This window comes from Granulicella cerasi (assembly GCF_025685575.1).
Classification (GTDB): domain Bacteria; phylum Acidobacteriota; class Terriglobia; order Terriglobales; family Acidobacteriaceae; genus Granulicella; species Granulicella cerasi.
Window position 1 is genome coordinate 355,841 of record NZ_JAGSYD010000003.1, and the last position, 26,797, is coordinate 382,637.

Sequence of the window (26,797 nt, forward strand, 5' to 3'; positions counted from 1 at the left end):
AAGCTTGCGGCGCGTATCGGCGCGCGTTGCATCAACGGACGATCGAATAGCCGTTCAACGGCTGCAGATACACGCCGAGATTCATCGTCTTCACAAAGCGGCCGATGCTCTCCAGATGATCATGCCCCACGAGGATCGCATCATCCGGCTGCAGCACCATATCGTTCTTTGCCATCGTCGTGCGGTCGTAGTGGCTTAGCTTCAACACATGCACTTCGCTCGTATCCGCGTTGATGCGGCGGAAGAGCACCACACGCCCCATCGCCGCGATCTCCTTCGGTCCGCCCGCAGCCATGATCGCCTGCATCGCCGTCGTCGGCTTGCGCAGATCCTGTCGCCCCGGCGTGTTCACTTCGCCGGCGATCGTCACATGTGGCCGATCGAAATCCTTCAACAGCACCGCCACATCCGGGTTCACCAGCTTCGAGGTCGAGCCATGCTCGATGTTCTGCTGCAACGCATTCAGCGTCAGTCCGGCCGCCTGAATCGGCCCGGTGCTCTTCAGCACCACGCGGCCATCAGGCCCCACCACAGCTTCGTCATTGAACTCAGGAGTGTAGCGGAAGACGACGTCGACCGTATCGCCTTCATGCAGCGTGTACTCCCCTGCACTCTCGGCTGGACTCGTCATCGCCGCAGTGTTGTGCACTCCCGTCAGCGCGCTGCCCGCTCCGCGCTGCTGCGCCAGCGTCGGCAAGCTTACGGAGACGAAGCACGCCACCAACCCGCGAAGAATCGAGAGAGTTCTCACCCGTCCAGCATCGCGCAGTGCCACGTTCGTGGAAAGAACCTACTTAGGCACACCTGTCTTGTGCGGGTCCAACAGACTAGCCGATCAGCCCGTAGATCCACCGCGGCACTGGATACGTCCGTCGCGTCAGTACCCAGCCCAGCAGCGGAGCCGTGATGCCGGTGAGCGCCGCGTTCATGCCCTCGATATTCTGCTTGCGCGCATAGCCCGCGCCCACCACCGCCACATAGCCGTCAATGGTGCGCGCCAGTTCAGGCGCCAGCGTCGAATCCTGCAGGCTCGGGCAGTCGATGAAGATGAAGTCGAACTCCCGACGCGCTTCGATCAGCATCGGCCGCAGACGCGACGAGAACGTCTTGTGCAGGCTCGTCGCGGCGGTCGTCTCTCCCGCACCAACGCTCAGCCCAGGTTCAGCGATGTCGAGCACCCAGAAACCGCGCTCCTCATCATGTCGAACAGCGAACGTCAGGTCCTCTTCCGTCTCAAACTTCCGCAGCAGGAGACGCGCGTCCAGAACGGCCACCTTGTGGAAGCGCTCACGGCTCGCCTCGCTGGCCAACTGCGTGGCCAGGTGCGAAGAACCCTCTCCGCGTAGCGCAGAAACGAACGCCACGCAGTACCCCGCCAGCGATCCGTCCTGCTCCGCCGCCGTGTGTCCGGAGCGCCCGCCGCCCTGCACATCCAGGCGAGACTCCAGCCCCTGCCGAATCGCCAGCAGAATCCGCTGGTACTCCAGCCGGTTCGCCTCGGAGACGCCACCGTCTTCCTCGGCCAGCGTGGCGATCGTCCGCATCCCCGTGCGCTGGTCCAACTGCGAAGGGTTATAGACCTGCTCACCCACCGTGTCCGCGTACAAAGCGGCCAGGATGCCCAGCAGCAACGCCGCCACCGTTCCCGCCGCCATATAAACGACCGGCTTCGGGCGCACCGGCAGACTTGAAGCCATCGGAGCCTCTGCCAGCGACACGTTGAACATCCGCGCCTTGTCGAGCGCTTCGGAGATGCGGGCCTCATCGCGACGCTGCGCATAGAGCGTGAAGTCCGCCTGCGCCTGCGCCAGCTGCCGCTTCAGCTCGTTGTACTCCGCCGTCGCCTGCTCCAACTCTTCCAGACGTCCTTGCGCCGACTTCATCTGCGCGCGAATCTCCGCCACCTGCGCGGATTCCGCACTTGCCTCGCCCTGCGAAAGCGCCACCGCGGAGCTCAGCTGCTGATACACCGGGTTGACATCCGTCGTCGTCTCCGCCGCCGGGTTCTCACCCGCCTGCGCGATCGCCGCACGCGTCGTTGCGATCTTCTCGTTGGCCTCAACAACCTGCCGGTCGGTTGGCGGATAGCGCTTCATCAGCTCCGTACGGCGGTTCTCCAGGTCCACAAGGCTCGTGCCCAGCCGCTCCTGCGAGTACTGGTTCGTCGCCGTGCGCTCCACCGTGCGCGAACGCGCCGGCGTCAGGCTCAACTCGCGCTTGTTCGCTGCCGTCCGGCTGCGCTGTGCGGCAAGCTGCGCCTCTGCCCCGCGCATCTGCGCCTGCAGACCGGAGATGCTTTCCACCTGCAGCTTCTTCTGCTCGTCCAGATCAGCGATGCCGTGGTCCACCTCGAACTGCGTCAACTTCTGCTGGTCATCGGCGATCTGCTGGTTCTTCGCTGCCGCCTGGCGATCGAAGAACCCCGCCGCGCCGCTCGAAATCCCGCTGCCGCCGCGCTCCTCGAAGTACGCGTTCAGCACCCGGCGCAAGGTGGCGGTCGCGTCAGCCGGGCTCTTGCCCACCATCTCCACATGGATCAGGTTCGTCTGGTGGACGGCGTCCACGGTCAGGTGCCGCTCCAGCGTCTGCGCGTCCTGCTCCTCGCTGCGCGACTGCGGCGCGGTCAGGCTCTGGCCCAGCGCCCGGCGGGCCACGCCCTGGCTTTGCAGCAGCGAGACCTCGCTATTGATCTCCTCGGGCGAAACCTGATTTGCTGCCACCAAACGATCCGTCGGCGTCGTCGTTAGCGGCCCGGTCGCTCGAACCGGCTGCACCATCAGGCGCGCCTCAGACACATATCGCTTTGGAATCGCGAAGCTCGCCAGCAGCGCCAAGCCGAAAACCACCAGAAAAACACGCCAAAACACCGTCTTCCGGCGGAAGACAGCTTCGGTAACCATCTGGCGCAACTTCGGCGGCGTGAGTCCGGTCATAAGAAAGTGCTGTGCCGCCTCTCCATGCGGCCTACCTGAGAATCAGTGGGGCTGTCCAGCCAAGTGTATCAACGTGGTTATTGCCTAGCGAGGAAATTACTCCAACAAAACCCTGCAAAAACAGGGAATAATACAGGACGATGGATCATTGACTACAATCACAACAGGGTAACCAAATCAACAAGTTACCAAAGGTCATGACCCCTTCGCGCTACGACACTCACCGGTTTGTACGATGAACTCGCCACCGAAACATGATGTTCTAACGTCACGATCGCTGTAAAAATCCAAGCAACCGAGCCGAAAGGCATTTGCTTGATGGAAATCAGGTGAGTTGAGTGCACGCGCAAACCACGTCTCCCATCACGATCCCCGCAGGCCTTGCCGCAGAACAAGCGGCCGCTTCGTCGTGGTCCTGGTACAGCCCTCAATCTCCGGCATCGCTGGTGCGTCGCATGTGTTCGTCTGCCGCCCGCGTTGCTGACCTTGCATCTCTCGCCATCGCCCTGATGCTGGCGCTACTGGCCTCTGACGCAGGCAATGCCTTCTCGTTTGCCCACCTCTTTCAGGTCCGTTTCTCGGTCGGCTCGCTCACCATCGCCGCCATGCTCTTCGCCGCCTGGAAGGCGGTCTTCTGGATGAGCGGCATGTATGAGCCGCGTCTCAATCGCACCCCCGGCGCATTTCTCTGGCGCGTTCCGATGGCGATGAGCTTCTGCGCTGTCGTCGCGCTCGCGGTCTTCCGCTTTGAACTGCACAGCTTCGTCGAGGCCGCTCGCTCCGCAGGCGTCTTCTGGTTCGCGGGCATGACGCTGATGTTTGCGGTGCGCATGGCCTACGTCACCTACGACGAGTACGTCCGCCCCTCGCGCCGCGAGCCGCGCAACCTGCTCGTCATCGGCACCGGTGGCCGCGCGCGCTCCATGACCATGGCGCTGGCCTCGCACCCCGAGTATCGCTACCAACTCACCGGCTTCGTGGACTCCGATCCGCAGCCCGGCTGCGCTGGCGTCGCTCCCGTTCTCGGCGGAGTCTCCGACCTCGAGCGCCTGCTGATGCAGCAGCCCATCGACGAAGTGCTGATCGCCCTGCCCGTCAAGAGCCGCTTCGATGAGATTCAGGAAGTCATCTCGATCTGCGGTCGCGCAGGCGTCACCACCCAGTACAACGCGGACTTCGTGAACACGACCGTGGCGAAGCATCAGACCTATGACCACGCGACCGGCTCGCAGGTCGTGGAGATGGTGCACGACGATCACCGCCTCTACCTGAAGGAAGCCTTCGACCGGTCCGCCGCAGCCATCGGCATCCTGCTGCTCGCGCCGGTCTTCGCGGTCGTCGCGCTTGCGATCCGTCTTGAGAGCAAGGGACCGGTCTTCTTCATCCAGAAACGCTACGGCCGCAACAAGCGCACCTTCGGCATGTTCAAGTTTCGCTCCATGGTCGTCGACGCAGAGGCGCAGATGGTGAACCTCGAAGCGAAGAACGAGAACGACGGCCCGATGTTCAAGATGCGCAACGATCCGCGCATCACTCGCGTTGGCCGCCTGCTGCGCCGTACTTCGCTGGACGAGTTGCCGCAGCTGCTCAACGTGCTCTTCGGCCACATGAGCCTCGTCGGTCCGCGCCCCCTGCCCAACCGCGACGTCGAACGCTTCAGCGAACTCGACGCCACGCGCCGCTTCTCGGTGAAGCCCGGCATCACCGGTCTGTGGCAGGTCTCGGGTCGTTCGAACACAAACTTCGAGCAGACCATCCAGCTCGATCTTCGCTACATCGACCGCTGGAGCCTTCTGCTCGACACGAAGATCCTCGCGCGCACGCTCAGCGCGGTGCTGCGCGGCTCGGGCGCGTACTAGGCTCGGCAGATCCCCCAACAACGGACACGGCTTCGGCCGTGTCCGTTGTCTTTTGCGGTGATACGAGTCGCAGGGACTACACTAAGAAAGCAATGGCCTTCTCGTTCTTCAACCGGCGCAAAGATGAGCCGGAAACTCCCGCAGCAGAGTCTTCCCCCGAAGCCAATGAGCCGCGTTCGCTTTTTGAGCGGATGCGCTCGGCCGTCACGCGTACCCGCGAGTCGCTCTCGACGACGCTCGGCACCGTCGTCGCGCTTACGCGCGAAGTGGACGACGCCTCGCTCGACGACCTCGAGTTCGCGCTGCTCGCCTCCGACATCGGCGCGCCAACGACTAACGAAATCATCGGTCGCCTCCGTGACCGTGCGCTGCGCCAGGGCATTGCCTCCGGCGCCGAACTGCGCGAACTGCTGAAGGCCGAAATCCTCCGCATCCTCACATCGGTCGCCAAGCCTGTTTACGCTCCGTCGAACCCGCCTGAAGTCGTCATGATGGTCGGCGTCAACGGCACCGGCAAGACGACGACCTCCGGCAAGCTCGCCGCGCTCTACCGCCGCGAGGGCCGCTCTGTGCTGCTCTGCGCCGCCGATACCTTCCGCGCCGCCGCCATCGAGCAACTCGAAGTCTGGAGCCAGCGTTCTGGCGTCGACCTCATCAAGACCAAGCAGGGCGGCGATCCCTCAGCCGCGCTCTTCGACGCGGCCAGCGCTGCGAAAGCACGCGCCACCGAAATTCTCCTCGTCGACACCGCGGGCCGCCTGCACACCAAGGCCGACCTGATGAAGGAGCTCGACAAGATGGTGCGTACTTCGGACAAGGTTGTCCCCGGCTCGCCGCACCAGACCCTGCTCGTCATCGACGCCACTACGGGCCAGAACGGCCTGCAGCAGGCCCGCCTGTTCACCGAGGCGGCCAAGGTCACCGGCATCGTGCTGACGAAGCTCGACGGCACCGCCAAGGGCGGCATCGTCGTCGCCATCGCGCACGAACTCGGCCTGCCGGTCCGCTATGTCGGCATCGGCGAAAAGATCGAGGACATCATCGAGTTCGACCCGGTCGCGTTTACCGAATCGTTACTTGGTTGAAACAACGTTCATCTGACACAAAAGCCCCATATCTGCCCCCGGTGGAGGCATCGCCAACTCTAGTTGGTGGCGTCTATCGTCATGTTGTGTCCTGCAGCGATGCACGAAGTCGCCAAAGGATGCAATTCTCCGATATAGTCCTGCGGGCGGTCAGATATCATGCATTTCCTCACCGTATTTTTCGCGTTTCTCTTCACCTTCGGCCATGCGCAGTCAGCACAGCGCTCTGCAGTGCACGACGAGTTCGTTCCGCCAGCTGAATACGCTGGGACCATCGAATACGCTGTGCCGTCGCATCAAGACATCCTCAACCGCACGTATGCTGTACAAGGATGCCCTGGCTGCCAGATGACGAACGCTTCCTACACCACGCGCTAACGCTCGCCGCGGACGCTGCTGCGTTCGCCTCACCGAACCCCGCCGTCGGCTGTGTGCTGACGACTGCCTCGGGACAGGTGCTTGGCGAAGGCGCACACCACTACGACCAACGCGACCACGCCGAGATCGCCGCGCTAAAGCAAGCTGCGGCTCTCGGGCGAAGCGTCCAGGGCGCCACCGCCTACGTCACCCTCGAACCTTGTTCCATCACCGGTCGTACTGGCCCCTGCGCGGATGCGCTCATCTCTGCAGGCATCGCTCGCTGCGTCATCGCGACCGCCGACCCGAACCCCGCCGTCCACGGCAACGGCATCGCGAAACTCCGTGCCGCTGGCATCGAAGTCGAAGTCGCCACCCCAACATCCCCACTAGGCCAGCAAGCCCGCCGCCTCAACGACGCATTCGCCTTCAGCATCGTTCACGGACGCCCCTTCGTGACGCTCAAAGCCGCGCTTTCCACCGACGGCAAGCTCGCTCCTCCGCCAGCAAGCCGCATGTCCACAGCGCCGCACTGGCTCACCGGCGAAGCCGCGCGAGCCGACGTCCAACAACTCCGCCACGCTTCCGACGCGATCCTGACCGGCATCGGCACCGTGCTCGCTGACAATCCTTCGCTCACCGACCGCACCGGCTTGCCGCGCCGCCGCCCGCTGCTTCGCATCGTGCTGGACTCGCAACTGCGCACGCCGCTCGACTCACAGCTCATCCGCACCGCGAGCGACGACCTGCTGCTCCTCGCCAGCCACGATGCCCCACAGGCCAACGAGCAGCAACTCCTCGCAGCCGGCGCGCAGATCTTCCGAGGCACCTTCGCCGAAGCCCTCCAACACCTCCACACGCTCGGCCTCCGCAGCCTTCTCATCGAGGCAGGGCCTACGGTCAATGGCGCGTTCCTGAATCTGCAACTCGCGGACAAGCTCGTCCTCTACTTCGCCGAAAGCGAACTCGGGCCGCAAGCCGTTCCCTTTGCCGCGAATGGCCTCTCACCCTTTGCGCTACAGGAAACGCTCACAAGCCCCACCCGCACCACCTTCCCCCACGGCAACGGCGAGGACATTCGCATCACCGGCTACCTGCACGATCCGTGGAAGTAAGAACGGTATCCCAGAGAAATCGATGGAAGCCCAGAGCGCTGGCAGTCGAACCTCCTCGCTCTCCCACCTCTCCAAAAATCGGGACGTGGGGCACCCGGCGTTTGTGGCTCTTCGACAAGGAAGCTCTCATGAATCGGAAGCGCATCCCACCGCGCATCCTCCATTGCTGCAAACCATCTAAACTAGAACCATGTTCACCGGCTTGATCGAAACCACCGGCACCGTTCTCTCGCTCTCCCCCGCAGCAGGCGGAGCCATGCGCCTCATCGTCGCCGCGCCCGCCCTTGCGGGCCGCTGGGAGACCGGCGACTCCATCGCGGTCAACGGCACCTGCCTCACCGCGATCCCCGTGCAGGACGCAGGCAACGAGCATCCTGGCCGCTTCGCCGCCGACCTCGCCGAAGAGACGATCCGGCGCACCACGCTCACGCGGCTTGTCCCGGGCTCGCTGGTCAACCTCGAGCTTCCTACACCGTCCGGTGCGCCCATGGGCGGACACGTTGTGCAGGGCCACGTCGATGGCGTCGGCACGCTCATCGCACTCGAGGCGCTGAACGCCGACCTCGACCGCACTGACTGGCGCATGACCGTGCAGGCCCCGCCAGCGCTCGCGCCCAGCATCGTGCAGCAAGGCTCCATCACCATCGACGGCATCTCGCTCACGGTCGCTAAGCTCCACCCGACCGCAGCCGACGGCAGCGCACGCCTCGAAATCGCGGTCATCCCGCACACCTACAAGTCGACCAATCTGCGCTCGCTGCTCTCTGGCGCCGAGGTGAACCTCGAAACCGACGTGCTCGCTCGCTACGCCGCACGCCAGGCCGAGTTCGCCGCGGTGCAAGCGCCCATGATCGACTACACCCTGCAACCCGCAGCCCCCAGGCCCGGCGGGCTCACCATCGCGTCGCTCATCGCGCGCGGCTACTAAGAAGCGTGGTAAGTGAAAAGTGAAAAGTCGTAAGTTCCTTGACTCGCTTCGCTCACCAAACCGCTTCTCGTAGCGAAGCAATCACTTACTACTTTCCACTGAAGACTTTCCACTTATCCTCTGCACTCTCCCAAGGACCTTACTCTTGAAACTGACCATTCCCCAAGGCGACTTCGACGCCTACCTCTTCGATTGCGACGGCACCATCGTCGACTCCATGCCGCTGCACTACGTGGCCTGGCACAAGATGCTCGCCGAGTACAACTGCCCCTTCCCGGAAGAGCAGTTCTACGCCTACGGCGGCCTTCCCGTGGAGACGATCCTCGAAATGCTCAACGAGCAGCACGGACTTTCCATGCCCGTGAAGCAGGTCGCGCACGAGAAGGAGCTCTACTACCAGGGCCTCGTACACACCATCGACGGCATCCCCATGACCATCGACCACATCCACGACAAGCACGGCAAGATTCCCTTTGCCGTCGTCAGCGGCTCGCCGCGCAAATCGGTCGTGGATAGCCTCGAAGCACTTGGACTCCTCGACAAGTTCGAGGTGCTCGTCTGCGCCGGCGAATACAGCAAGGGCAAACCACACCCCGAACCGTTCCTCAAGGCCGCCGAGTTGCTTGGCGTCGATCCGAAGCGCTGCCTCGTGTTTGAAGACGCCCAACCCGGCATCGACGCCGCAGAAGCCGCAGGCATGCAGTGGGTCCGCGTCCCGCTGCCGAAGGAACGCCTCGCCGCCGCAGAAGCCGCGCGCTAAATCATCTACAGCCAAAGGCAAGAGCCACTCCTACAGGAGTGGCTCTTCTTTTCTCCAACCACGAACGAGTGCCCCATGTCTCGCTTCTGAGACATGGGTTTGCAGGAAGTCTCCGCTCTCCGGCTCAACACTTCACCACAAATTTGTCATCCTGAGGGCAGTGAAGGATCAGTTTGTCGTTAGCGCAGGCAAGCCTCTTACCGAGGCGATCCACTCAGTCGTCAGCCTTCCCGACAACACACGTGTAGCGCAGGGAAATATGCGTCACATGCTTCTCTGCCGCCGCTTCAGGGTCCATTGCTATATAGCCATCAATATCCCAAGGCTTCGCCTCGGGCGTTCCTTCAAAGCTCGTAGCGTGGAAGCCGTCCGCACAATACGCATAGAAGGCAAACCCGCCTGTCAGCATGTACGACGCATAAGCCTGCCAAGGCGTCAGCTTTCGACCGTGGCTCTCAATCTGCGCATGAACAGGTTCGTCAGCGCCATAGTGAAAACGCATTGACACGACGTAACTCCGGATTCCCTTCGAGGGCTTCGCATGAGAATAATCAGGAAATACGGACTGCAGCTTACACTCACCTACAGGTTCAATCGACGCGACCTGTTGGTATAACTCTGCTGAGAAATACCCTGTCCCCGTAATCCCCAGCACACCCTTCGTCGTTACCCTGCAACCACGCAAGCGCTGCATCCGCTGAAGCTGGCGCCTAGCTGCCACCTCAGCGTCAGAAAATTTCGGCAAAAGCTGAATGACATCCTCACCACATACTTTGTGATCCAGCTTCAGCTCAAACCATCCACGTATGTCGTTATGGAAAGTAAGCTCGCCCTTGAGCTCACGAGAAATCGAGTTCGTCAGCGGCCCATCAGAATGGGCGACGGGACACTCTTGCCCACGCAGAGGCGCAACAGCGATCAACAACACAAGCACCAAGAGCCAACGCATGGCGCAACACTAGCACGCTTCGCGATCACCGTATAGAAACAAGAAGGGCGCAGGCCTCCGCGCCCACGCCCTTCTCTCCAGCCGAGCCCGCGATCTCTCGCGTTCCCGTATTCATCACTCCATTAGAGCGACGACATGTTGTGCAGGAACTCCTGGTTGTTCCTCGTCTTGCCGAGCTTGTCCGAAAGCAGTTCCATCGCTTCCACCGCCGAAAGCGGGTTCAGCACCTTGCGCAGAATCCACGTGCGCTGCAGGTCGTCCTTCGGGATGAGCAGCTCTTCCTTACGCGTGCCCGAGCGCTGGATGTCGATCGCCGGGAACACACGCTTGTCGACAAGCTTGCGGTCCAGGATCACTTCCATGTTGCCCGTGCCCTTGAACTCTTCGAAGATCACTTCGTCCATGCGCGAGCCAGTATCGACCAGCGCCGACGCGATGATCGTCAGCGAGCCGCCCTCTTCGATGTTGCGGGCCGCGCCGAAGAAGCGCTTCGGGCGCTGCAGCGCGTTGGAGTCCACACCACCCGAAAGCACCTTGCCGCTCGGCGGCACAATCGTGTTGTACGCACGTGCCAGACGCGTGATCGAGTCCAGCAGAATCACCACATCGCGCTTGTGCTCGACCAGGCGCTTCGCCTTCTCGATCACCATCTCCGCGACCTGTACGTGACGCGCTGCCGGCTCGTCGAAGGTCGAAGAAATCACTTCGCCCTTCACCGAACGCTGCATGTCCGTCACTTCTTCCGGACGCTCGTCGATGAGCAGAACGATCAGCACCACCTCAGGATGGTTCGCCGTGATCGAGTTCGCGATCGACTGCATCAGCACCGTCTTACCGGTACGCGGCGGAGCGACGATCAGACCACGCTGGCCCTTACCGATGGGGCAGAGCAAGTCGGTGACGCGGCCCGAGATGTTCTCGCGCACGGTCTCCATCTTGATGCGCTCTTGCGGATACAGCGGCGTCAGGTTGTCGAACAGAATCTTGTTGCGCGTCTCTTCGGGCGACTCAAAGTTGATCGCTTCGATCTTCACCAGCGCAAAGTACTTCTCACCCTCGTGCGGCGAGCGCACGTTGCCGGAGATCGTGTCGCCGGTCTTCAGATCGAACTTGCGGATCTGGCTGGGCGAGACGTAAATGTCATCCGGGCCGGGCAGGTAGTTGTAATCCGGCGAGCGAAGGAAGCCGTAGCCATCCGGCAGGATCTCGAGCACACCTTCAGCGAAGATGTGTCCTTCCTTCTCGCTCTGCGCTTGCAGAATCTTGAAGATCAGGTCCTGCTTGCGCAGACCGCTTGCGCCGGGGATGTCGAGACCGCGCGCGAGCTTACCCAGCTCCGCAATGCTCTTCTCCTTGAGTTCGGAGATGGTCATGTCCTTCGCGATCGCTTCGGGCTTTTCGGTTTTTTCGGTCTTGGGGGAGGTCGTTTCAGTAGGCATGTTTTTCCAGAAAGTAATTCAGGCGTGAGGTCGGGTGCACTGCGAAGAGGGGAAGCTTCGAGGTAGGACTGAAACCGCGCGCAGGCGGTCCGGAGGTGTTGCAGGGAAAAATGCGGAACAACTTCGAACTGCGGAGTAGATGGGTACAGCGTAGCAGAACGCTCGCCGTGGAAATCCGGGGTGAAACTCGGTTGGCCTTTCCAGCTTCGGGCGAAGTCTCGAAGGCCAACCGTAAAACTTGTTTAGGCGACGGTGAGTTCCTGGTCCACTTCCACGTTCATCGGAACCGTGTCCTTAAAGCGGTCAAGCACTTCGTTCGTCGTGTCCTGCAGACGCGTGTTCGGCTTGTGCAGCTTGCGGGTCGCCTTTGAGGCGAGTTGGCAAAGCTTGTAACGGTTCTGCACGTGCGTAAGGGCACCAAAAATCAGGTCAGAGCGCATCAGTTTTCTCCTTGGAGAGTTTGCGGCAAGGTGTCGGGTCGACTGATGGGCCGGTATTTCGGCGCTGCGTCGTTCCTGACATCCACCTGCGAGCGTTTGGAAACACGTCCACTGCGCGGGGCTCGCTTCCGGCAGGGTTTTTCTGCTAACTCATTACATTAGACGCACCAGCAATCCTATAAGGTGCATCGCTCTACGATTCTGCTCCATGCAACACAAATCACAGGGTTTAGCTGCGGTTTGCACCGTGGATTCGAAGCTGATCTGTCAGGATCGGGGAGGAATCCGGCGGCTCTAACGGCCACCCAGGAGAGAAACACAGAACTCAAGCCCGCCTCAAGGCCAAAACAGAAGCGTATAGCTGAGTTCTCTTTGCACCATAACGTGTGAAAACCCGAGGGTCAATAGTTTTTTCGTACCATGGGGCGCCACGCCAAATGTGCTTTCAGCTCGAGCAGCCACGGCAAAAGCTGCGCGCGATCCGGATGCTATGATTTGGCCTCAATGGCTCAACGTGAAACCCGCACCTGGCAGTGGCTCCTGCTCATACTGGGCGTGGCGGCCTTCCTGTGGACGGCGCGCTCTGAAGGCTCCTATGGAGATTTCATGCCCGTCTACGGCAGCACGCGCGCGGCAGCCGAGGCCCACAATCCCTATCTGACGCAAAATGCGGAACAGGCGCTGCTGCACAGCGGTGCAAAGCCAGAGTGGATGGCTCCTCCGTTCTGGCAGGAGCACTCTCTGGTATATCCGCCGGCGACGTACTACGCGCTACTGCCGCTCGGCTGGATGAGCTACAGCCATGCCACTGCGCTCTGGTTCACCGCACTGGCCATTGCCCTCGTCGGTGCGAGCATCCTTCTGCTGCTTCTGGCGCCGCCTCCGGCGAAGAGTTCCGTTGCGGTAGGGGTCATGCTGGTGCTGGCCACGAGCGGTGGTCTCCTTCGTCTTGGGCAAATCAGTGCGCTCGCCATCGGCCTCGCGGCTATCGGCGGCATGTTGATGGCCGTCGGACGAGCTCGCGTCTTCGGCTGCTTTTGTCTCGGGCTGGCAGCTATCTACAAGCCGCAAATCGGTGCGCCAATCCTGCTCTACTTCTGCTTTCCCCAAAGGACACGGAAGTTTGCCGCAGTTGCGTTGCTCTCGTTTGTTCTGCTGGAGGTGGCGGCCGGCATGGCGCTTTCGGGAGAGCTCCACACTACCGCCTGGAAAGCGGATCTTCACGACCAGCTGCAAGGCGGCTCCTCGCTCCATATCGTGCGCGGCGGAAAACCTGACACCGGCCTGATCGACGCCCATGCGCTCACGGTTGAGGTATTTCCGACTGACAGAAGTGCCGCGCTCGCAGCCGAACTCATAACGCTCGTCGGCGTCGGTCTGCTGGCGGTCGGGCTCACTCGGGCGGCCCCGCAGGATGGCACGACCCGGGATCTGATCGGGCTTGCTGCCGTCTCCGTCCTGCTACTGTTACCGGTCTATCACCGCAGCTACGACATGCGGATGCTGCTGCTCACGCTGCCGGCGCTTGGAGTGCTTTGGAGAATAGCGCCACGGTGGGCGGCGGCGATTTCCCTAGGCAGCGTCTTCCTGCTGTTCTCGACCGCGAAGATCATCCTCGACCATACGCACTTCAGCTTCGCCACGCAGCAGAGCGTACCGTTCAAGCTTCTGGTGGTGCATCAGCAACCGCTCTTCGTGCTGATCGTTGCCCTGCTTTGGGGCGGAGCCGCGCTCGCTCTCTCCAGATCCCACGACATCAAGTCTTCCAGCTAAGACCAGTAGCCACGATCCAGCGTGCGGTACTGGATCGCCTCAGCGATATGCGGCACTGCGATGGATTCCTGCCCTTCCATATCGGCGATCGTGCGCGCCACCTTCAGAATGCGGTCATGCGCTCGGGCGCTCAGACCTCGCTGCAGCATCGCGCGTTCGAGGATCCGCTCGGCCTCGCTGTTCAGTTCGCAATGCTGGCGGATATCACTCGTCGACATCTGCGCATTGGCAAAGACCTTTCGAGCTTTCGGGTTCGCTCCACGCTGCGCCAGACCGAACCGCTCGTGCTGCTTCTCACGCGCACGCAGCACGCGGTCACGGATCTCCGCAGAGCCTTCGCCGACCTGCCCGCTGCGAAGCTCCTTGTACTGCACCGCCGGCACCTCGATGTGGATGTCGATGCGGTCGAGCAGTGGTCCGCTCACCTTGCTCACGTACCGCTGAATCATCGGCGGCGTGCACATGCAGCGCTCTTTGTCCGGATAGTAGCCACAGGGGCAAGGGTTCATCGCCGCGGCGAGCATGAAGCGCGCCGGGAAAGTCATACTCATCGCCGCGCGCGCGATCGTGACATTGCCATCTTCGAGCGGCTGGCGCATCACCTCCAGCACGTTGCGCGGAAACTCCGGCAATTCATCGAGGAACAGCACTCCGTTGTGCGCCAGAGAGACCTCGCCTGGGCGCGGGTTCATCCCGCCACCAATCAAGCCCGCGTCCGAGATCGTATGGTGCGGCGAACGGAAGGGGCGATGCGTTACGAGGCCCTTGTCGCGGTTCAGCACGCCGGCGACGGAGTGGATTTTCGTCGTCTCCAACGCTTCTTCAAAACGCAGCGGCGCAAGGATCGACGGCAGTCGCTTCGCGAGCATTGTCTTGCCCGAGCCCGGCGGCCCGATCATCAGAATGTTGTGCCCACCGGCAGCCGCTACTTCCAACGCACGCTTGGCGACGTGCTGTCCGCGAACGTCCTTGAAGTCCGGCACGCCTTCTTCTGCATGAGCGAGCATCGCGCGCGAGTCCACCTGCAACGGCTGCAGCAAGGATGCCTGTCCGCCCTGCGCGAAACTGTTCAACAGCTCACGCACTTCAAGCAGCGAACGCACCGGCCAGATGTGGATGCCCTCGACCACCGCAGCTTCGCGCGCGTTCGATTCCGGAATCACCAGATGCTTCACGCCCGCAGCACGAGCAGCCATCGCCACCGGCAACATGCCCTGCACAGCGCGCAGTGTGCCATCCAGGCCCAACTCGCCAACGAGCACAACATCCTGCATCTCCATCGCGGCCAGCGCACCGTACGCGCCGAGGATGCCGATCGCAATCGGCAGATCGAAGCCGGAGCCTTCCTTCTTCAGGTCAGCGGGCGCAAGGTTGATCGTGATCTTCGTCGAGGGAATTTCAAAGCCGGAGTTTTTGATCGCTGCCTTTACGCGATCGCGGCTCTCACGCACAGCAGCATCGGGAAGCCCGACCACCGCAAACACTTCTCGCTCGAGCGGCACACCGAGGTAGTCCACCTCAACGTCGATAAGGTGCGCGTCGATCCCGTAGACCGCCGCGCTGCGCGTCTTGAACAGCATGGAGAGAACCGCCTGATGAAGCCAATGAGGCCGAAGAATTGTCGCCAGTCTAGCATTCACTTCGTACTCTTCCGAAGAGCAAGCATCCATTGCGTAACCTTCCGCCGTCCTATAACGCGGGCCTTCGTTCCAAACCACTACATACGCTCGAGAAGACACGACCATGCTGAAGCACTTGAAGTTCCCTGCCCTCGTTACCCTGACCCTCTCCGCAGGTATGGCGTTTGCAGCCCCTGCAAGCAAGCCGCAAGACAAGCCCGCAGCCGCGCAACAGGCCACACCGCCGGAAACGCCCGCCGAAAAGCAGATTCGCGCCTGGCACATCCTCACCGACGGTGTGCAGGACGCCAAGCATCCTGACATGCGCACGCAGGCGCTGTCGGCCCTCTCTGATCTCGGCTCCAACCCTAAAGCCAATGAGCTGATCGCAGCTGCGATGAAGGATCCCGACCTCGACGTGCGGTCCGCGGCCGCACTCGCCGCCGGCAAAACAAAATCGCGCACCCTCGTTCCTCCGCTGCGCAAACTGCTCGACGATCAGGAACCGCAGGTCGTCTTCACCGCCGCCAGCGTGCTGTGGAAAGAGTTCCATGACCACTCCGGCGAAGACATCCTCGACGCCATCGTGAGCGGCAAGCGCAAGGCGAATCCGACGCTGATCCATGGCGCGCAGCATCAGGCCTCGAAGACGCTGCATAACCCAGCAGCACTCGCGAAGCTCGGCGTTGAAAACGGCGCAGGCTTCTTCCTCGGGCCCTTCGGCTTCTCCATTACGGCCATCGAGTACATGCGCAAGAACGGCACGGATACCGCCCGTGTCACCGCGCTTGAGTTGCTCGCCGAAGACAAGTCACAGAACACGCGCGATGATCTGATGGATGCACTCACCGACAAGGACATCGGCGTTCGCGCCGCGGCCGCACGTCTGCTCGGCAAGTTCCATGAGCACCGCTACGCCACGGCCATCGCTCCTCTGCTCGATGACGAGAAGCTGCCCGTACGCCTCACCGCAGCGGCAGGCTACATCAACTGCAACGCAGCCGGTGGTGCGAAGAAGTAAAGCCAGAGCATCCAGCAACCAAGACCTCACTGACAGCAAGACCTCATTGACAGCTCATTGCCAAGCTTGAGGAGATACTTCTAACGCTCGCGCCTACAATAAAGGCCGCGAGCGTTTTCTTTTATGCAGACCAGCCTCTTCGAGCTTTTCAAAATCGGTATCGGCCCCTCGTCCTCTCACACCGTAGGACCGATGCGCGCTGCCGTGCGTTTTGGCCGCGACCTCAACGCGCAGGGACTACTGCCACGAACGCAACGCGTCTGCGTGGAGCTCTACGGCTCGCTCGCGCTCACCGGTATCGGCCACGCCACCGACCGTGCAGCGCTGCTCGGTCTTCTCGGTGAATCACCAGACACCGTCGCGCTCGCGCAGATCGACACGATGCTCGCGCGCATCCAGGTGGAGCACCGCCTGAATCTGCTTGGCGTCGCTGACATCGACTTCAATCCCGCGACCGATCTGCTGTGGCATCGCGATCAGATGTATCCCGATGCCAGCAATCCTGCGCATCCCAACGGCATGAAGCTTACCGCTTTCGACGCCGCAGGCAGCATACTGCTCAGCGAGACGTTCTACTCCGTCGGAGGCGGCTTTATCCTTTCAGCCGACGAGTTCGCGAACCAGGCGACGAAGCAGGAGCGCTCCGTGCCGTATCCGTTCTCCTCGGCGGACGAACTGCTCCGTCTCTCCGAAGAGCATCAGCTCTCGATCGCTGAGGTTGTGCTCGCAAACGAGATCTCGCTGCTCGCTGATCCGACGATCACGCGCCGCATCGATCGCATCGTCTCACCTGCGCGTCCCGACAACGAAGCCCCCATCGACCTCGCCGCGCTCACACCCCGCGAGCAGATCGAGGCCGCGGTGCTCACATTGTGGCAAGCGATGGCCGACTGCATCGAGCGCGGCATCCACACCGAAGGAACGCTGCCGGGTGGTCTCAACGTTCGCCGTCGTGCCCCCGGACTCGCCGCCCGTCTCGCGCGCCTCGAAAGCGAAGGCATGCCGCGCGACCCGCTCGCACCGCTCGACTCCGTCACACTTGTCGCGATGGCGGTCAATGAAGAGAACGCCGCCGGTGGCCGCGTCGTCACCGCGCCCACCAACGGAGCCGCGGGCGTGATCCCTGCGATCGCGCATTACTACCTGCACTTCGCGAGCGGAGACATCACCGAAGCCGAGAAGCGCGCAGGCCTGCTGCGTTACTTCTTCACTGCAGCAGCGATCGGCATTCTGTACAAAGAGAACGCCTCGATCTCCGGCGCAGAAGTCGGTTGTCAGGGCGAAGTCGGCGTCGCATGTTCGATGGCTGCAGGCGGACTCGTCGCTGCACTCGGCGGCAACAATGCTGCCGTCGAACACGCTGCAGAGATCGCGATGGAGCACAACCTCGGCATGACCTGCGACCCCATCGGCGGTCTCGTGCAGATCCCTTGCATCGAACGCAATGGCATGGGCGCGGTGAAAGCCGTGAACGCGGCGCGCCTCGCGCTGCATGATCCCGGCCCGCACAAACTCTCGCTCGATCAAGTCATCGACACGATGTATCGCACCGGCATGGACATGCAGTCGCGCTACAAAGAGACTTCGCTTGCAGGCCTCGCGTTGAACATCATCGAGTGCTGATCGACGAAGCGGAGCGTGATGCGGCGCGCATCATTCAACACTCACTCGCGTTCGCATGATGCCACCGCATGAGCCTCACAATGTGACGTGCACGATCTCTCAACATGAAGAGAAAAATCTCGCAAACAATTTGTACTTTTCGCTTGACTCTGTCTCACGCAAAATCTATACCTTCGTTAGTTGCTTCATTCATCATGAATGCGACGTCGATGTCCGCATCGAGTAATGGGAGCGCAGGCAAACGCAACCAGGCAAAGCAACACCCAAAGGCAACACATTCAGGGAGCGCATACGATGCGCTCCCTGAAGTGTTTTTAGCCAGTGTTCATGCACCTTTTGCGCGCACCGCTCTCAACACTCGCATCCACGCCTCGCATCTCGTATCTTCATTACATGACTCGTCGTCGCTTCATCGCAGACATCTTCACCGACACCACCGCATCGCTCACCGGCGAGCAAGCGCATCATCTTGCACGCGTGTTGCGCGCGCAGAGCGGCCAGCAATACGACGTCGTCGCCAACGGCTTCCTGCATCGCGCGACCATCACGCGCGTCTCCGACGAGGAAGTCACCTTCGACCTCGGCGAACAACTCGAGACTGACTCCGCATTGCCCGTGCATCTGCTGCTCGCCATCATCAAGTTCGATCATTATGAGTGGGGCCTCGAGAAGCTCACCGAACTCGGCGCCGCGCGCATCACGCCCGTCATCGCGCGCCGCACGGAGAAGCATCTCGCTGCATCGGCATCGAAGCGTGTCGAGCGCTGGCGGCGCATCGTGCTTGAATCGGCAAAGCAATCACGCCGCTCCGATCTCGTTGAGATCGACGAGCCGATGCCTCTCGCACAAGCGCTCAAGCTCGTCGACGCACCGCACAAACTTCTGCTCGCCGAAACCGAAGAAGACAACACACTGGCGAACGCACTGAAGCCTCAACACGAAGGCCCCGACGCCGAACACAATCGCGCACTCGCTTTCGCCGTTGGCCCCGAAGGCGGATGGACACAGGATGAGATGAAGCTCTTCACCGACAACGAGTGGAAGCCCATCACACTCGGCCCGCGCATCCTCCGCGCCGAGACCGCAGCGATCGCCGCACTCAGCGTCTGCAACGCGCTGCTGTAGTTATCTGAACTCTGGCAACTGGACGACTGCCCCTCTGCTGTGGACCACGAATCGCCTGACACACTGACATACTCGACAACTGACACATTGAATGGACCATAAGAAAAGAGGCCGCATCAGCGGCCTCTTTTTTTCTGCAAATGTCCTCACTTTACGAGAACATCTCCTTCATCTTGTCGAACAAGCCGCGCGAGTGCGGCGCGTTGTCCACGGCGAGCGTCTCGCTCAACTGCTTCATGAGCGCTTTCTGCTCCTTCGACAGCTTCGACGGCGTCTGCACGCGTACCTCGACGATCAGGTCGCCCTTGCCGTGCTGATTCAGGTGGGGCACCCCCTTGCCACGCAAGCGGAATTCCTTGCCACTCTGCGTGCCTTCAGGCACCTTGATCGTCTCTGCACCATGCAGCGTTTCGATCTCAAGCTCCGTGCCGAGCGCCGCTTGCGGGAAGCTGATCGGCATCACGCAGTGCAGGTCATCGCCATCGCGCTCGAAGAACTTGTGCTCGCGAATGTCGAGCATCACATAGAAGTCGCCGTTGGGGCCGCCGAAGCGACCTGCATCGCCTTCGCCACCGTAGCGAATGCGCGTGTCGCCTTCAACACCTGCTGGCACCTTCACCTTGATGGTGTGCTCCGCTGCCGTGCGGCCTTCGCCGCGGCAGGTCTTGCAAGGGTTCTTGATGACCGAACCTGTGCCCGAGCAAACCGGGCATGCACGCGCCACGGAGAAGAAGCCCTGCTGCGAACGTACCTGGCCGCGACCGCCGCACTGCTGGCATGTTTCGGGCTGCGAGCCCGCCTGCGCGCCGCTGCCTTTGCAGTCGCCGCAAGCATCAGCGCGGCGAATCTTCACTTCCTTTTCCGCACCAAAGACAGCCTCTTCAAACTCAAGCGTCAGCTCATAGCTGATGTCGCGTCCACGCTGCGCGCGCGATGCTCGACCACGGCCGCCCATGTTGAACATCTCGCCGAACAAGTCGCCGAAGATGTCGTTCAGGTCGCCCTGCTGGAAGCCACCGCCGCCGAACGGTCCGCCCGCACCGGGGCCGCCGTTGCCGACGCCAGCGTGGCCGTAGCGGTCGTACGCGGCGCGCTTGTCGGCGTCGCTCAGCACGCCGTACGCTTCGCTGCACTCCTTGAACTTTTCTTCCGCGGCCTTGTCGCCGGGATTGCGGTCTGGGTGCCACTTCATCGCGAGCTTACGGTAAGAGGTCTTAATCTCCCCTTCGCTCGCCGTGCGCTCGACTTCAAGAATCTCGTAGTAATCAGCCTTCATCGTCGCTGCTGCCATCTCTGATCTCTAATCTCTGTTCTCTTGCGTTTACGCTTCGTGCTGCGCGGAGTTCGTCGCGATCTTCACCAGCGCCGGACGCAGCAACTTGTCACGCAGCTTGTAGCCGCGGCGAATCTCTTCGATCACCTGATGGTCTGGCACGTCAGCGCGTTCTTCCGAACCCAACGCCTCATGCACACGCGGATCGAACTCCGCACCGACAGCCTCAACCGCCTGCACGTTCAGGTTGCGCAGCGCTTCTTCCATCTGCTTCAGGATCAACTCCACGCCCACGCGCAACTGCTCGGCCGAGCCCTGGGCCTTCAGCGCGAGCTGAAAGTTATCCATCACTCCAAGGAACGGCTCCACTGTCGCCTGCACGGCGTAGTCGCGCGCATCCTGGCGCTCCTTCACCTCGCGCTTGCGCGCATTGTCGAACTCCGCCTGCAGACGCGCCAGACGGTCCTTCAACGCATCACGCTCACCGCGTGCCTGCTCCAACTCCGCGCCCGCGTCCATCGGAATTACTTCACCTTCGAGCGGAGCTTCGTTCTGTTCTTCGTTGGCCGTGTAGTTCTCGTTCAGTTCCTGTTCACTCATCGTCGTCTTCCTTTGTTCCGTTTGCGCTTCCGCAGCAAACCAGTCTCTGATTCGCTTCATCGTCATGCGCTCTTTCTAAAGTCCTGTTGCATCTTCGCGACCGAGGTCCAGTACGCGATCAAAAAGGTTCGCGATGTAGCCCACCGCATTCATCGTGCTCTCGTAGTGCATACGCTTGCTGCCGAGCACGCCCACCGTGGCCAGACTATCTCCGACGCGCGCTGGCGCAGCGATCAACACAAGCCCTGCCATCTCCGGCGCCGTGCGCTCGAGGTCGAAGACCACGCGCACATTCTCCTGCCGCGAATCGACATACGCATTGAGCAGCTCGACCAGCCGCTCCTTGGCTTCGAGCGCGCCGAGCATCGCACGCAACCGTTCGCGATCTTCATCCGCACCCACTAGATTCGCAACGCCTTCGACAAACACCAGCGGCGTGCCTTCCACCGCGGGCAGCGCCTGCGACCAAAGCTCCTGCGCCGACGCCAGCATCTGCTGATACGCGGACCGCTCACGGTTCACGCGACGCGACAACTCCGCGCGCACCGCGTCGAGCGTCCATCCGCGGAAGTGTTCGTTGAGGAAGTTCGAAGCAATCTCCAACTCCGACATCGTCAGGTCGCGCTCCACCGCCAACATGCGATCGCGCACCATGCCACCGCGCGTCACGAGCACCGCCAACACGCGCTTTGAGGCCAGCCGCGAGAAGTGCACATGCTCCAGCATGTCGGTCGCCGGAGGCGCGCCGATCGCGAGGCCCACACCGCTCGAAAGCATCGCCAGCACCTGCGAGGTGCGCTCCAGCAAGGCATCGCCACCCGCAATACCGACGAAGCTCGAATCAATGCGCGAGTGTAGTTCCGCACGCGTCGGTCCGGGCAGGTTCGCCGCCGATCCGCGATGCAGCGCCTCCACATACATGCGGAACGCCGACGCCGAAGGCACACGACCCGCCGATGTATGCGGCTGTTCGAGCAATCCTGCATCGACCAGCGCAGCCATCTCGTTGCGAATCGTCGCCGGACTGGCGGCGGCCGAAGCGATCGCGCTCGAACGCGCAATCGACCCCGAACTCACAGGCTCGCCTGTGGCGATGTAGCTTTCTACAATCGCCATCAGCACATCGCGCTGTCTCGCCGTCAATGTCGGTTCGTTCGCCATCGCAACCTGATTAGATATCCGCACCGCCGCAAACGTCGCAACGGCGCCTTTGCTTAAAGAATCTCGAGCACGTCCTCAGACTGCGCCGCCGCTTCCTTCGCGCGCAACGCTACCTGCGCTGCAATCGCGCGGAACTCCTGCCCACGCTCGGAGTCTTCACCCGCCAGCGCTGCCGGCAAACCACGATCGCCGCTCTCACGTACCTGCGGATCAAGATCCACGGAGCCGAGGAACGGCAGGCCGAACTGCTTGGCCGTCTGCTCCGTCGAGCCCGCGCCGAAGACATCGATCACCGTACCGTCGGGAAGCACCATGCGGCTCATGTTCTCCACCAGTCCCAGCACTTCCACATTCACCTGGTGGAACATCTCGAGCGCCTTGCGGGCGTCTTCGAGAGCCACCGACGAGCCCGTGCTCACCACGACAGCGCCGGTCAACGGCACCGTCTGCACCAGCGAGATCACGACATCGCCCGTGCCCGGAGGCAGATCGACGAGCAGGAAGTCCAACTCGCCCCACTGCACCTGCTGCAGGAACTGGCGGATGACGCCATGCAACATCGGTCCGCGCATCACCATCGGCTTGTCGCCCGGCGAGATCAGTCCGATCGACATGAACTTCACGCCATGCGCCGTCAGCGGTTCAATCATGTTGCCCGGCAGGATCGCAGGCTGACGCGTCAGGCCAAGCATCGTCGGCACATTCGGCCCGTAGATGTCTGCGTCGATCAGGCCGACCTTGTAACCCAGCTTCGCAAGGCTCACTGCGGTGTTCACGGCCACGGTGGTCTTCCCCACGCCGCCCTTGCCCGAACCAATCGCCACTACATGCGCTACACCCGCCAGCGGCTGCGGCCCCTGCGGCATTCCCTGTCCACTATGTCCCATAACTCTCTTTCTACCTCGGCGCACAGCGCCAATCTCTGATTTCTAATCTCTGATCTCGAAGGCTTAAACGTGCCACTCCGGCGGCAACGTCGCGCGCAGTTCCTTCTTGCGCATCGTCTCGCTCGAACGCATCTCGCGACGCTTCAGCGCGTCTTCATAGCGACGCTTCTGGTGCTCCGTCTCCGGCACGACCTGCGGCACTTCGAGCTTGCCGCCGAGCACATCTACCGCAACATACGTCAGGTAGGCGGTCGCCACATGACGCATGCGGCCGTTGCCGAGCACATCCTCAACCATCGCTTTCACGCCGACTTCCATGCTCGTCTTGAACGCGCGGTTCACGCTCGCCTTCAGGATCAGCAACTCGCCCACCTTGACCGGCGAGACGAAGTCGAGCGTATCCATGCTCGCCGTCACCGTCACCGCACCCGCATGGCGCACACTCGCCACGGCGCCGACGAGGTCAATGAACTGCATCAGACGACCGCCGAAGAGATTGCCCAGCGGATTCACATCATTCGGGAAAACGATCTCATTGCGCTCGGCCATCGACTCGGCCACAGTGCGCGAAATCACACGTTCGCTCATACATTTCATTCTAAATGGAGCGTCAAATCCCCACTCACAACCCTGAACCGCAACCAAAGTTCGAATCGAACCAACGCCCGCAAATTCCCCGCCGCGTCTTTACAATCACTCCATGGACCGTATCGCAGCCCTCTCCGAAATCGTGCAGATGAACCCCGCCGACAGCTTTGCCCGCTACGGCCTCGCCATGGCCTATGCCGCCGAGGGCCGTAACGACGAAGCGCTCGCCGAGTACACCCAGACCACCGAGCACAACGCTGACTACGTTCCTGCTTATCAGATGTCCGCTCAGCTTCTGCTGAAGCTCGGCCGCACCGCTGAGGCGAAGGCCCGCGTCGAAGCCGGCCTGGCCGCCGCAGAGCGCACCCACAACGCCCACGCGCAGAGCGAACTCGGAGCGATGCTCGACGAACTCAGCTAGTTCGATAAAGCAGCAGCGTCCGCAGCCTTCTCCGCGTCCGACCGCACACGCATCGTCGGGAACGCCTCCGGAAACCGCTCGCGCACGAACGCGATCATCTTCTCGCGCACATCGCAGCGCAGGTCGAAGTTCTTGCTCGAGTCCGTCGAACTCATCAGGCAGCGAAGCTCCATCGTGCGCTCGCTCAGGTTCGTCACCTGCAACCCCAGCACCTTGCCGTCCCATAGCGGCGACGCCCTCACCACGCGTTCCAACTCCTCGCGCAGCGCATCGACCGATACCGTGTAATCCACGTAGAGAAACGCCGTGCCCATGATGTCCGAACTCTCGCGCGTCCAGTTCTGAAACGTGTTTTCGATGAAGTAGCTCAACGGCACGATCAGTCGCCGCAGGTCCCAGATCTTCACCACGACATACGTCGTCGTGATCTCTTCGATGCGCCCCCACTCACCTTGCACGATCACCACATCGTCCAGACGAATCGGCTCGGTCATCGCAATCTGCATGCCAGCGAGGAAGTTCGACGCCGTGGACTTCGCCGCCGTCGCCAGCAGCAACGAAGCCACACCGGCAGACGCCAGCAAACCGGATCCATACTGCCAGATGCGCGGATTCTTGAAGGTCCACAGCAGCGCTCCCGCCGTCAGCACAATGACCAGGCCGATGGCCGTGCGCCGAAACACCTGAAACTGCGTATGCATCCGCCGCGCGCGCACATTGTTCTGCGCATTCAGATCGAACTTCCGCAGGAATAGCCGTTCCAACACATAGACGCAACCCACCGCGAACCAGCCCACCGAAACAACCGTCGCCATCAGCAGCCCGTGGTGAATCGACGCCTCAATTTTGTCCGGCATCGCTGGGAGCAACGGCAGCGTGATCGAAACGCACGATAAAAGGAAGATCACACGCGCTGGTCGCCCAAGGTGCGTCTGTATCCCCAGCCCCAGGCCAACGCTCTGCGCTTCCTTGCGACGCAACAGCCGAAACAACACATAATGCACGACGTTCGCCAGCACGATCGCTGCGCAAAAAACGAACAGCACAAGAAACCAGCGGTGCTGGAAGTGGATTCCGAGCATCCACACCTCCCAAATTCATTGTTGTGTTTGGCCCCTGAAACACGCCGCCGGTCGCGCGCAACGCCCGCTCCTCTGCTTAGAGCCGAGAACCGCGCTATCGGCTGCCTGCGACCTTCGCCCGCGCGCGACATCTATACTTGTACCTATGTCGCAGACCGCACTCCCGACCACTCTCGGACAGCTCAAGGCCGATCCTCGCTTCACTCCCGAACGCGTCAACCGCAGCGTGAAAGACGAGATTCGCGACAACCTGATCGTGCGTCTGCGCGAGACCGCCACCGGCGGCCCGAAGGCCGGTGAGTCCCTCTTCCCCGGCATCGTCGGTTATGACGACACCGTCATCCCACATGTAGTGAACGCGCTGCTCTCGCGCCACAACTTCATCCTGCTCGGCCTGCGTGGTCAGGCGAAGACGCGCATCCTGCGCGGCGTCACCACGCTGCTCGATCCGCAGGTACCCTACGTCGCCGGCAGCGAACTGCGCGACAACCCCTACACGCCGCTGAGCAAGTTCTCGCGCGACCTCATCACCTCGCTCGGCGATGACACCCCGATCGCGTGGCTCACGCCGGAAGACCGCTACGTTGAAAAGCTCGCGACCCCGGACGTTACGGTAGCCGATCTCATCGGCGACGTCGATCCCATCAAGGCAGCACGTAGCGGCCACGAACTCGGCAGCGAGCTCACCATGCACTACGGGCTGCTCCCGCGCGCCAACCGCGGCATCTTCGCCATCAACGAAGTGCCCGACCTCGCCGGCAAGATTCAGGTCGCGCTCTTCAACATCATGCAAGAGGGCGACGTGCAGATTAAGGGCTATCCCGTCCGCCTGCAGCTCGACGTGGCGATTATGTTCTCCGCAAACCCCGAGGACTACACCGCGCGCGGCAAGATCGTTACGCCGCTCAAGGACCGTATCGGCAGCGAGATTCGGACGCACTACCCCGAGTCGCTCGAGGAAGCCATCAGCATCACCGAGCAGGAAGCCTGGACCGCACGCACCTACGCACCGGGTGAAGAGTCGATCTCCAACATCGAGATCCCCTTCTACATCCGTCAGGTCGTTGAAGGCATCGCCTTCGCCGCACGCGAAGACAAGAAGGTCGACAAGCGCTCGGGCGTCTCGCAGCGCCTGCCCATCAGCGTGATGGAGCTTGTCGTTTCGAACGCCGAACGCCGCGCACTCATTCACGGCGAGTCACTCGTCGTGCCGCGCATCGGCGACATCTTCACCGCACTGCCCGGCATCACCGGCAAGATCGAGCTCGAGTACGAAGGCGAACTCAAGGGCAGCGAACAGGTGATGCGCGAGATCATCCGCCAGTCGATCACCAGCGTCTACGACAGCTACTTCACCGACATGAACACACAGCAGATCGAGCAGTGGTTCAACCTCGGCGGACAGATCGAGCTGAACGAAAAGCAGTCCTCCGAAGCGATCCACAAATCGTTGCAACAGATTCAGGGCCTCTTCGAGCGCCTTGGCCCGCTGAAGCTGAAGCAGCGAGCGTCGAGTGAACAGCTCGTCTCCGCTGCAGAGTTCCTGCTCGAAGGCCTCACGGCGCACAAGAAAATCTCCCGCAGCGAAGCCCGCACCTTCACCGCCGGCGAGAAGAAGCGCCGCAACGAATCTGCCGCAGACTTCGGCGAACGCCAGCGCGAGAAGGAGAAGGAAAACTCCTTCAACCGCACGCGCCGCGGCTTCAACTAAACCGCAAGCAAGTAACGACGAGAGGCTCCTACGGGAGCCTCTTCTCTT

Annotated in this window: 23 protein-coding genes; 11 read left to right on the plus strand and 12 right to left on the minus strand. The window is 61.8% G+C overall.

The genetic code is table 11. The features are described from left to right. Window positions 1-31 precede the first annotated feature (31 nt). Both OHL11_RS11135 and OHL11_RS11140 read right to left on the minus strand, forming a co-directional pair. Entirely contained in the window at window positions 32-751 is a 720-nt protein-coding gene (locus tag OHL11_RS11135) for a polysaccharide biosynthesis/export family protein (RefSeq protein ID WP_263371579.1), read from the minus strand. 76 nt (window positions 752-827) lie between these two features. Continuing rightward, on the minus strand, window positions 828-2,933 hold the full coding sequence (locus tag OHL11_RS11140) for an exopolysaccharide transport family protein (RefSeq protein WP_263371580.1): 2,106 nt from the start codon (window positions 2,931-2,933) through the stop codon (window positions 828-830). 338 nt (window positions 2,934-3,271) lie between these two features. Here OHL11_RS11140 and OHL11_RS11145 point away from each other — a divergent pair, with 338 nt between their 5' ends. The 5 genes from OHL11_RS11145 (at window position 3,272) to OHL11_RS11165 (ending at window position 9,037) form a co-directional block, all read left to right on the plus strand. Beyond that, window positions 3,272-4,792 (plus strand): sugar transferase, encoded by a 1,521-nt coding sequence (locus OHL11_RS11145; protein ID WP_263371581.1) that lies wholly within the window; start codon window positions 3,272-3,274, stop codon window positions 4,790-4,792. Window positions 4,793-4,884: 92 nt separating this feature from the next. After that, window positions 4,885-5,877 carry a signal recognition particle-docking protein FtsY gene (gene ftsY / locus OHL11_RS11150; protein WP_263371582.1) on the plus strand — a complete coding sequence of 331 codons (993 nt, stop codon included), beginning with the start codon at window positions 4,885-4,887 and terminating at the stop codon, window positions 5,875-5,877. 332 nt (window positions 5,878-6,209) lie between these two features. Beyond that, window positions 6,210-7,349 carry a bifunctional diaminohydroxyphosphoribosylaminopyrimidine deaminase/5-amino-6-(5-phosphoribosylamino)uracil reductase RibD gene (ribD, locus tag OHL11_RS11155; RefSeq protein WP_263371583.1) on the plus strand — a complete coding sequence of 380 codons (1,140 nt, stop codon included), beginning with the start codon at window positions 6,210-6,212 and terminating at the stop codon, window positions 7,347-7,349. Between the two features lie 190 nt (window positions 7,350-7,539). Further along, a complete protein-coding gene (locus tag OHL11_RS11160; RefSeq protein WP_263371584.1) occupies window positions 7,540-8,277 on the plus strand; it encodes a riboflavin synthase in 738 nt (245 codons plus the stop codon). Window positions 8,278-8,422: 145 nt separating this feature from the next. Further along, complete coding sequence (locus tag OHL11_RS11165; protein WP_263371585.1) at window positions 8,423-9,037, plus strand: HAD family hydrolase; 615 nt, start codon at window positions 8,423-8,425, stop codon at window positions 9,035-9,037. A gap of 214 nt (window positions 9,038-9,251) precedes the next feature. Here OHL11_RS11165 and OHL11_RS11170 read toward each other — a convergent pair whose 3' ends face one another. The 3 genes from OHL11_RS11170 to OHL11_RS11180 form a co-directional block, all read right to left on the minus strand. Further along, the gene (locus OHL11_RS11170) at window positions 9,252-9,986 is read right to left on the minus strand and encodes a hypothetical protein (protein WP_263371586.1); all 735 of its coding nucleotides are present in this window, start codon (window positions 9,984-9,986) and stop codon (window positions 9,252-9,254) included. A 122-nt stretch (window positions 9,987-10,108) separates the two neighbouring features. After that, window positions 10,109-11,359 carry a transcription termination factor Rho gene (rho, locus tag OHL11_RS11175; protein ID WP_263372067.1) on the minus strand — a complete coding sequence of 417 codons (1,251 nt, stop codon included), beginning with the start codon at window positions 11,357-11,359 and terminating at the stop codon, window positions 10,109-10,111. Window positions 11,360-11,667: 308 nt separating this feature from the next. Beyond that, window positions 11,668-11,865, minus strand: coding sequence for a DNA-directed RNA polymerase subunit omega (locus OHL11_RS11180; RefSeq protein WP_263371587.1), 198 nt, complete (start codon window positions 11,863-11,865; stop codon window positions 11,668-11,670). A 504-nt stretch (window positions 11,866-12,369) separates the two neighbouring features. On the opposite strand from OHL11_RS11180, the gene OHL11_RS11185 reads away from it, so the two are divergent. Then, window positions 12,370-13,638: a glycosyltransferase family 87 protein gene (locus OHL11_RS11185; RefSeq protein ID WP_263371588.1), complete on the plus strand. Its 1,269-nt coding sequence runs from the start codon at window positions 12,370-12,372 to the stop codon at window positions 13,636-13,638. Here the strand turns inward: OHL11_RS11185 and OHL11_RS11190 are convergent. Beyond that, a complete protein-coding gene (locus OHL11_RS11190; RefSeq protein ID WP_263371589.1) occupies window positions 13,635-15,218 on the minus strand; it encodes a YifB family Mg chelatase-like AAA ATPase in 1,584 nt (527 codons plus the stop codon). The genes OHL11_RS11185 and OHL11_RS11190 overlap by 4 nt on opposite strands. Before the next feature lie 163 nt (window positions 15,219-15,381). Here OHL11_RS11190 and OHL11_RS11195 point away from each other — a divergent pair, with 163 nt between their 5' ends. The 3 genes from OHL11_RS11195 to OHL11_RS11205 all read left to right on the plus strand — a co-directional run bounded on the left by OHL11_RS11195 (window position 15,382) and on the right by OHL11_RS11205 (window position 19,026). Next, complete coding sequence (locus OHL11_RS11195) at window positions 15,382-16,278, plus strand: HEAT repeat domain-containing protein (protein ID WP_263371590.1); 897 nt, start codon at window positions 15,382-15,384, stop codon at window positions 16,276-16,278. Between the two features lie 123 nt (window positions 16,279-16,401). Further along, window positions 16,402-17,901 carry an L-serine ammonia-lyase gene (locus OHL11_RS11200; protein ID WP_263371591.1) on the plus strand — a complete coding sequence of 500 codons (1,500 nt, stop codon included), beginning with the start codon at window positions 16,402-16,404 and terminating at the stop codon, window positions 17,899-17,901. A 327-nt stretch (window positions 17,902-18,228) separates the two neighbouring features. After that, entirely contained in the window at window positions 18,229-19,026 is a 798-nt protein-coding gene (locus tag OHL11_RS11205; RefSeq protein ID WP_317890648.1) for an RsmE family RNA methyltransferase, read from the plus strand. A gap of 151 nt (window positions 19,027-19,177) precedes the next feature. Here OHL11_RS11205 and dnaJ read toward each other — a convergent pair whose 3' ends face one another. The 5 genes from dnaJ to OHL11_RS11230 form a co-directional block, all read right to left on the minus strand. After that, entirely contained in the window at window positions 19,178-20,317 is a 1,140-nt protein-coding gene (gene dnaJ / locus OHL11_RS11210; protein ID WP_263371592.1) for a molecular chaperone DnaJ, read from the minus strand. 30 nt (window positions 20,318-20,347) lie between these two features. Continuing rightward, complete coding sequence (locus tag OHL11_RS11215; protein WP_263371593.1) at window positions 20,348-20,899, minus strand: nucleotide exchange factor GrpE; 552 nt, start codon at window positions 20,897-20,899, stop codon at window positions 20,348-20,350. A gap of 75 nt (window positions 20,900-20,974) precedes the next feature. Beyond that, window positions 20,975-22,060 carry a heat-inducible transcriptional repressor HrcA gene (hrcA, locus tag OHL11_RS11220; protein ID WP_263371594.1) on the minus strand — a complete coding sequence of 362 codons (1,086 nt, stop codon included), beginning with the start codon at window positions 22,058-22,060 and terminating at the stop codon, window positions 20,975-20,977. 53 nt (window positions 22,061-22,113) lie between these two features. Next, window positions 22,114-22,947 carry an Mrp/NBP35 family ATP-binding protein gene (locus tag OHL11_RS11225; RefSeq protein ID WP_263371595.1) on the minus strand — a complete coding sequence of 278 codons (834 nt, stop codon included), beginning with the start codon at window positions 22,945-22,947 and terminating at the stop codon, window positions 22,114-22,116. Window positions 22,948-23,010: 63 nt separating this feature from the next. Further along, window positions 23,011-23,535, minus strand: a complete 525-nt coding sequence (locus OHL11_RS11230; RefSeq protein ID WP_263371596.1) for an acyl-CoA thioesterase — start codon at window positions 23,533-23,535, stop codon at window positions 23,011-23,013. Window positions 23,536-23,647: 112 nt separating this feature from the next. Between OHL11_RS11230 and OHL11_RS11235 the strand changes: the two genes are divergently transcribed. After that, window positions 23,648-23,956, plus strand: a complete 309-nt coding sequence (locus tag OHL11_RS11235; RefSeq protein WP_263371597.1) for a tetratricopeptide repeat protein — start codon at window positions 23,648-23,650, stop codon at window positions 23,954-23,956. Here the strand turns inward: OHL11_RS11235 and OHL11_RS11240 are convergent. After that, complete coding sequence (locus tag OHL11_RS11240; protein WP_263371598.1) at window positions 23,953-25,038, minus strand: mechanosensitive ion channel family protein; 1,086 nt, start codon at window positions 25,036-25,038, stop codon at window positions 23,953-23,955. The two genes, OHL11_RS11235 and OHL11_RS11240, sit on opposite strands and share 4 nt — an antisense overlap. Before the next feature lie 145 nt (window positions 25,039-25,183). Between OHL11_RS11240 and OHL11_RS11245 the strand changes: the two genes are divergently transcribed. Continuing rightward, the gene (locus tag OHL11_RS11245; protein WP_263371599.1) at window positions 25,184-26,749 is read left to right on the plus strand and encodes a sigma 54-interacting transcriptional regulator; all 1,566 of its coding nucleotides are present in this window, start codon (window positions 25,184-25,186) and stop codon (window positions 26,747-26,749) included. The last annotated feature ends 48 nt before the right edge of the window (window positions 26,750-26,797 follow it).

Excerpts from the sequence above, each read along its gene's own strand:
- OHL11_RS11140 (WP_263371580.1), bottom strand. The coding sequence starts at position 2,933 with ATGACCGGACTCACGCCGCCGAAGTTGCGCCAGATGGTTACCGAAGCT.
- ftsY (WP_263371582.1), top strand. The coding sequence starts at position 4,885 with ATGGCCTTCTCGTTCTTCAACCGGCGCAAAGATGAGCCGGAAACTCCC.
- ribD (WP_263371583.1), top strand. The coding sequence starts at position 6,210 with ATGCCCTGGCTGCCAGATGACGAACGCTTCCTACACCACGCGCTAACG.
- OHL11_RS11160 (WP_263371584.1), top strand. The coding sequence starts at position 7,540 with ATGTTCACCGGCTTGATCGAAACCACCGGCACCGTTCTCTCGCTCTCC.
- OHL11_RS11170 (WP_263371586.1), bottom strand. The coding sequence starts at position 9,986 with ATGCGTTGGCTCTTGGTGCTTGTGTTGTTGATCGCTGTTGCGCCTCTG.
- rho (WP_263372067.1), bottom strand. The coding sequence starts at position 11,359 with ATGACCATCTCCGAACTCAAGGAGAAGAGCATTGCGGAGCTGGGTAAG.
- OHL11_RS11180 (WP_263371587.1), bottom strand. The coding sequence starts at position 11,865 with ATGCGCTCTGACCTGATTTTTGGTGCCCTTACGCACGTGCAGAACCGT.
- OHL11_RS11185 (WP_263371588.1), top strand. The coding sequence starts at position 12,370 with ATGGCTCAACGTGAAACCCGCACCTGGCAGTGGCTCCTGCTCATACTG.
- OHL11_RS11190 (WP_263371589.1), bottom strand. The coding sequence starts at position 15,218 with ATGCTGTTCAAGACGCGCAGCGCGGCGGTCTACGGGATCGACGCGCAC.
- OHL11_RS11195 (WP_263371590.1), top strand. The coding sequence starts at position 15,382 with ATGCTGAAGCACTTGAAGTTCCCTGCCCTCGTTACCCTGACCCTCTCC.
- OHL11_RS11200 (WP_263371591.1), top strand. The coding sequence starts at position 16,402 with ATGCAGACCAGCCTCTTCGAGCTTTTCAAAATCGGTATCGGCCCCTCG.
- OHL11_RS11205 (WP_317890648.1), top strand. The coding sequence starts at position 18,229 with ATGCACCTTTTGCGCGCACCGCTCTCAACACTCGCATCCACGCCTCGC.
- dnaJ (WP_263371592.1), bottom strand. The coding sequence starts at position 20,317 with ATGGCAGCAGCGACGATGAAGGCTGATTACTACGAGATTCTTGAAGTC.
- OHL11_RS11215 (WP_263371593.1), bottom strand. The coding sequence starts at position 20,899 with ATGAGTGAACAGGAACTGAACGAGAACTACACGGCCAACGAAGAACAG.
- hrcA (WP_263371594.1), bottom strand. The coding sequence starts at position 22,060 with ATGGCGAACGAACCGACATTGACGGCGAGACAGCGCGATGTGCTGATG.
- OHL11_RS11225 (WP_263371595.1), bottom strand. The coding sequence starts at position 22,947 with ATGGGACATAGTGGACAGGGAATGCCGCAGGGGCCGCAGCCGCTGGCG.
- OHL11_RS11230 (WP_263371596.1), bottom strand. The coding sequence starts at position 23,535 with ATGAGCGAACGTGTGATTTCGCGCACTGTGGCCGAGTCGATGGCCGAG.
- OHL11_RS11235 (WP_263371597.1), top strand. The coding sequence starts at position 23,648 with ATGGACCGTATCGCAGCCCTCTCCGAAATCGTGCAGATGAACCCCGCC.
- OHL11_RS11240 (WP_263371598.1), bottom strand. The coding sequence starts at position 25,038 with ATGCTCGGAATCCACTTCCAGCACCGCTGGTTTCTTGTGCTGTTCGTT.
- OHL11_RS11245 (WP_263371599.1), top strand. The coding sequence starts at position 25,184 with ATGTCGCAGACCGCACTCCCGACCACTCTCGGACAGCTCAAGGCCGAT.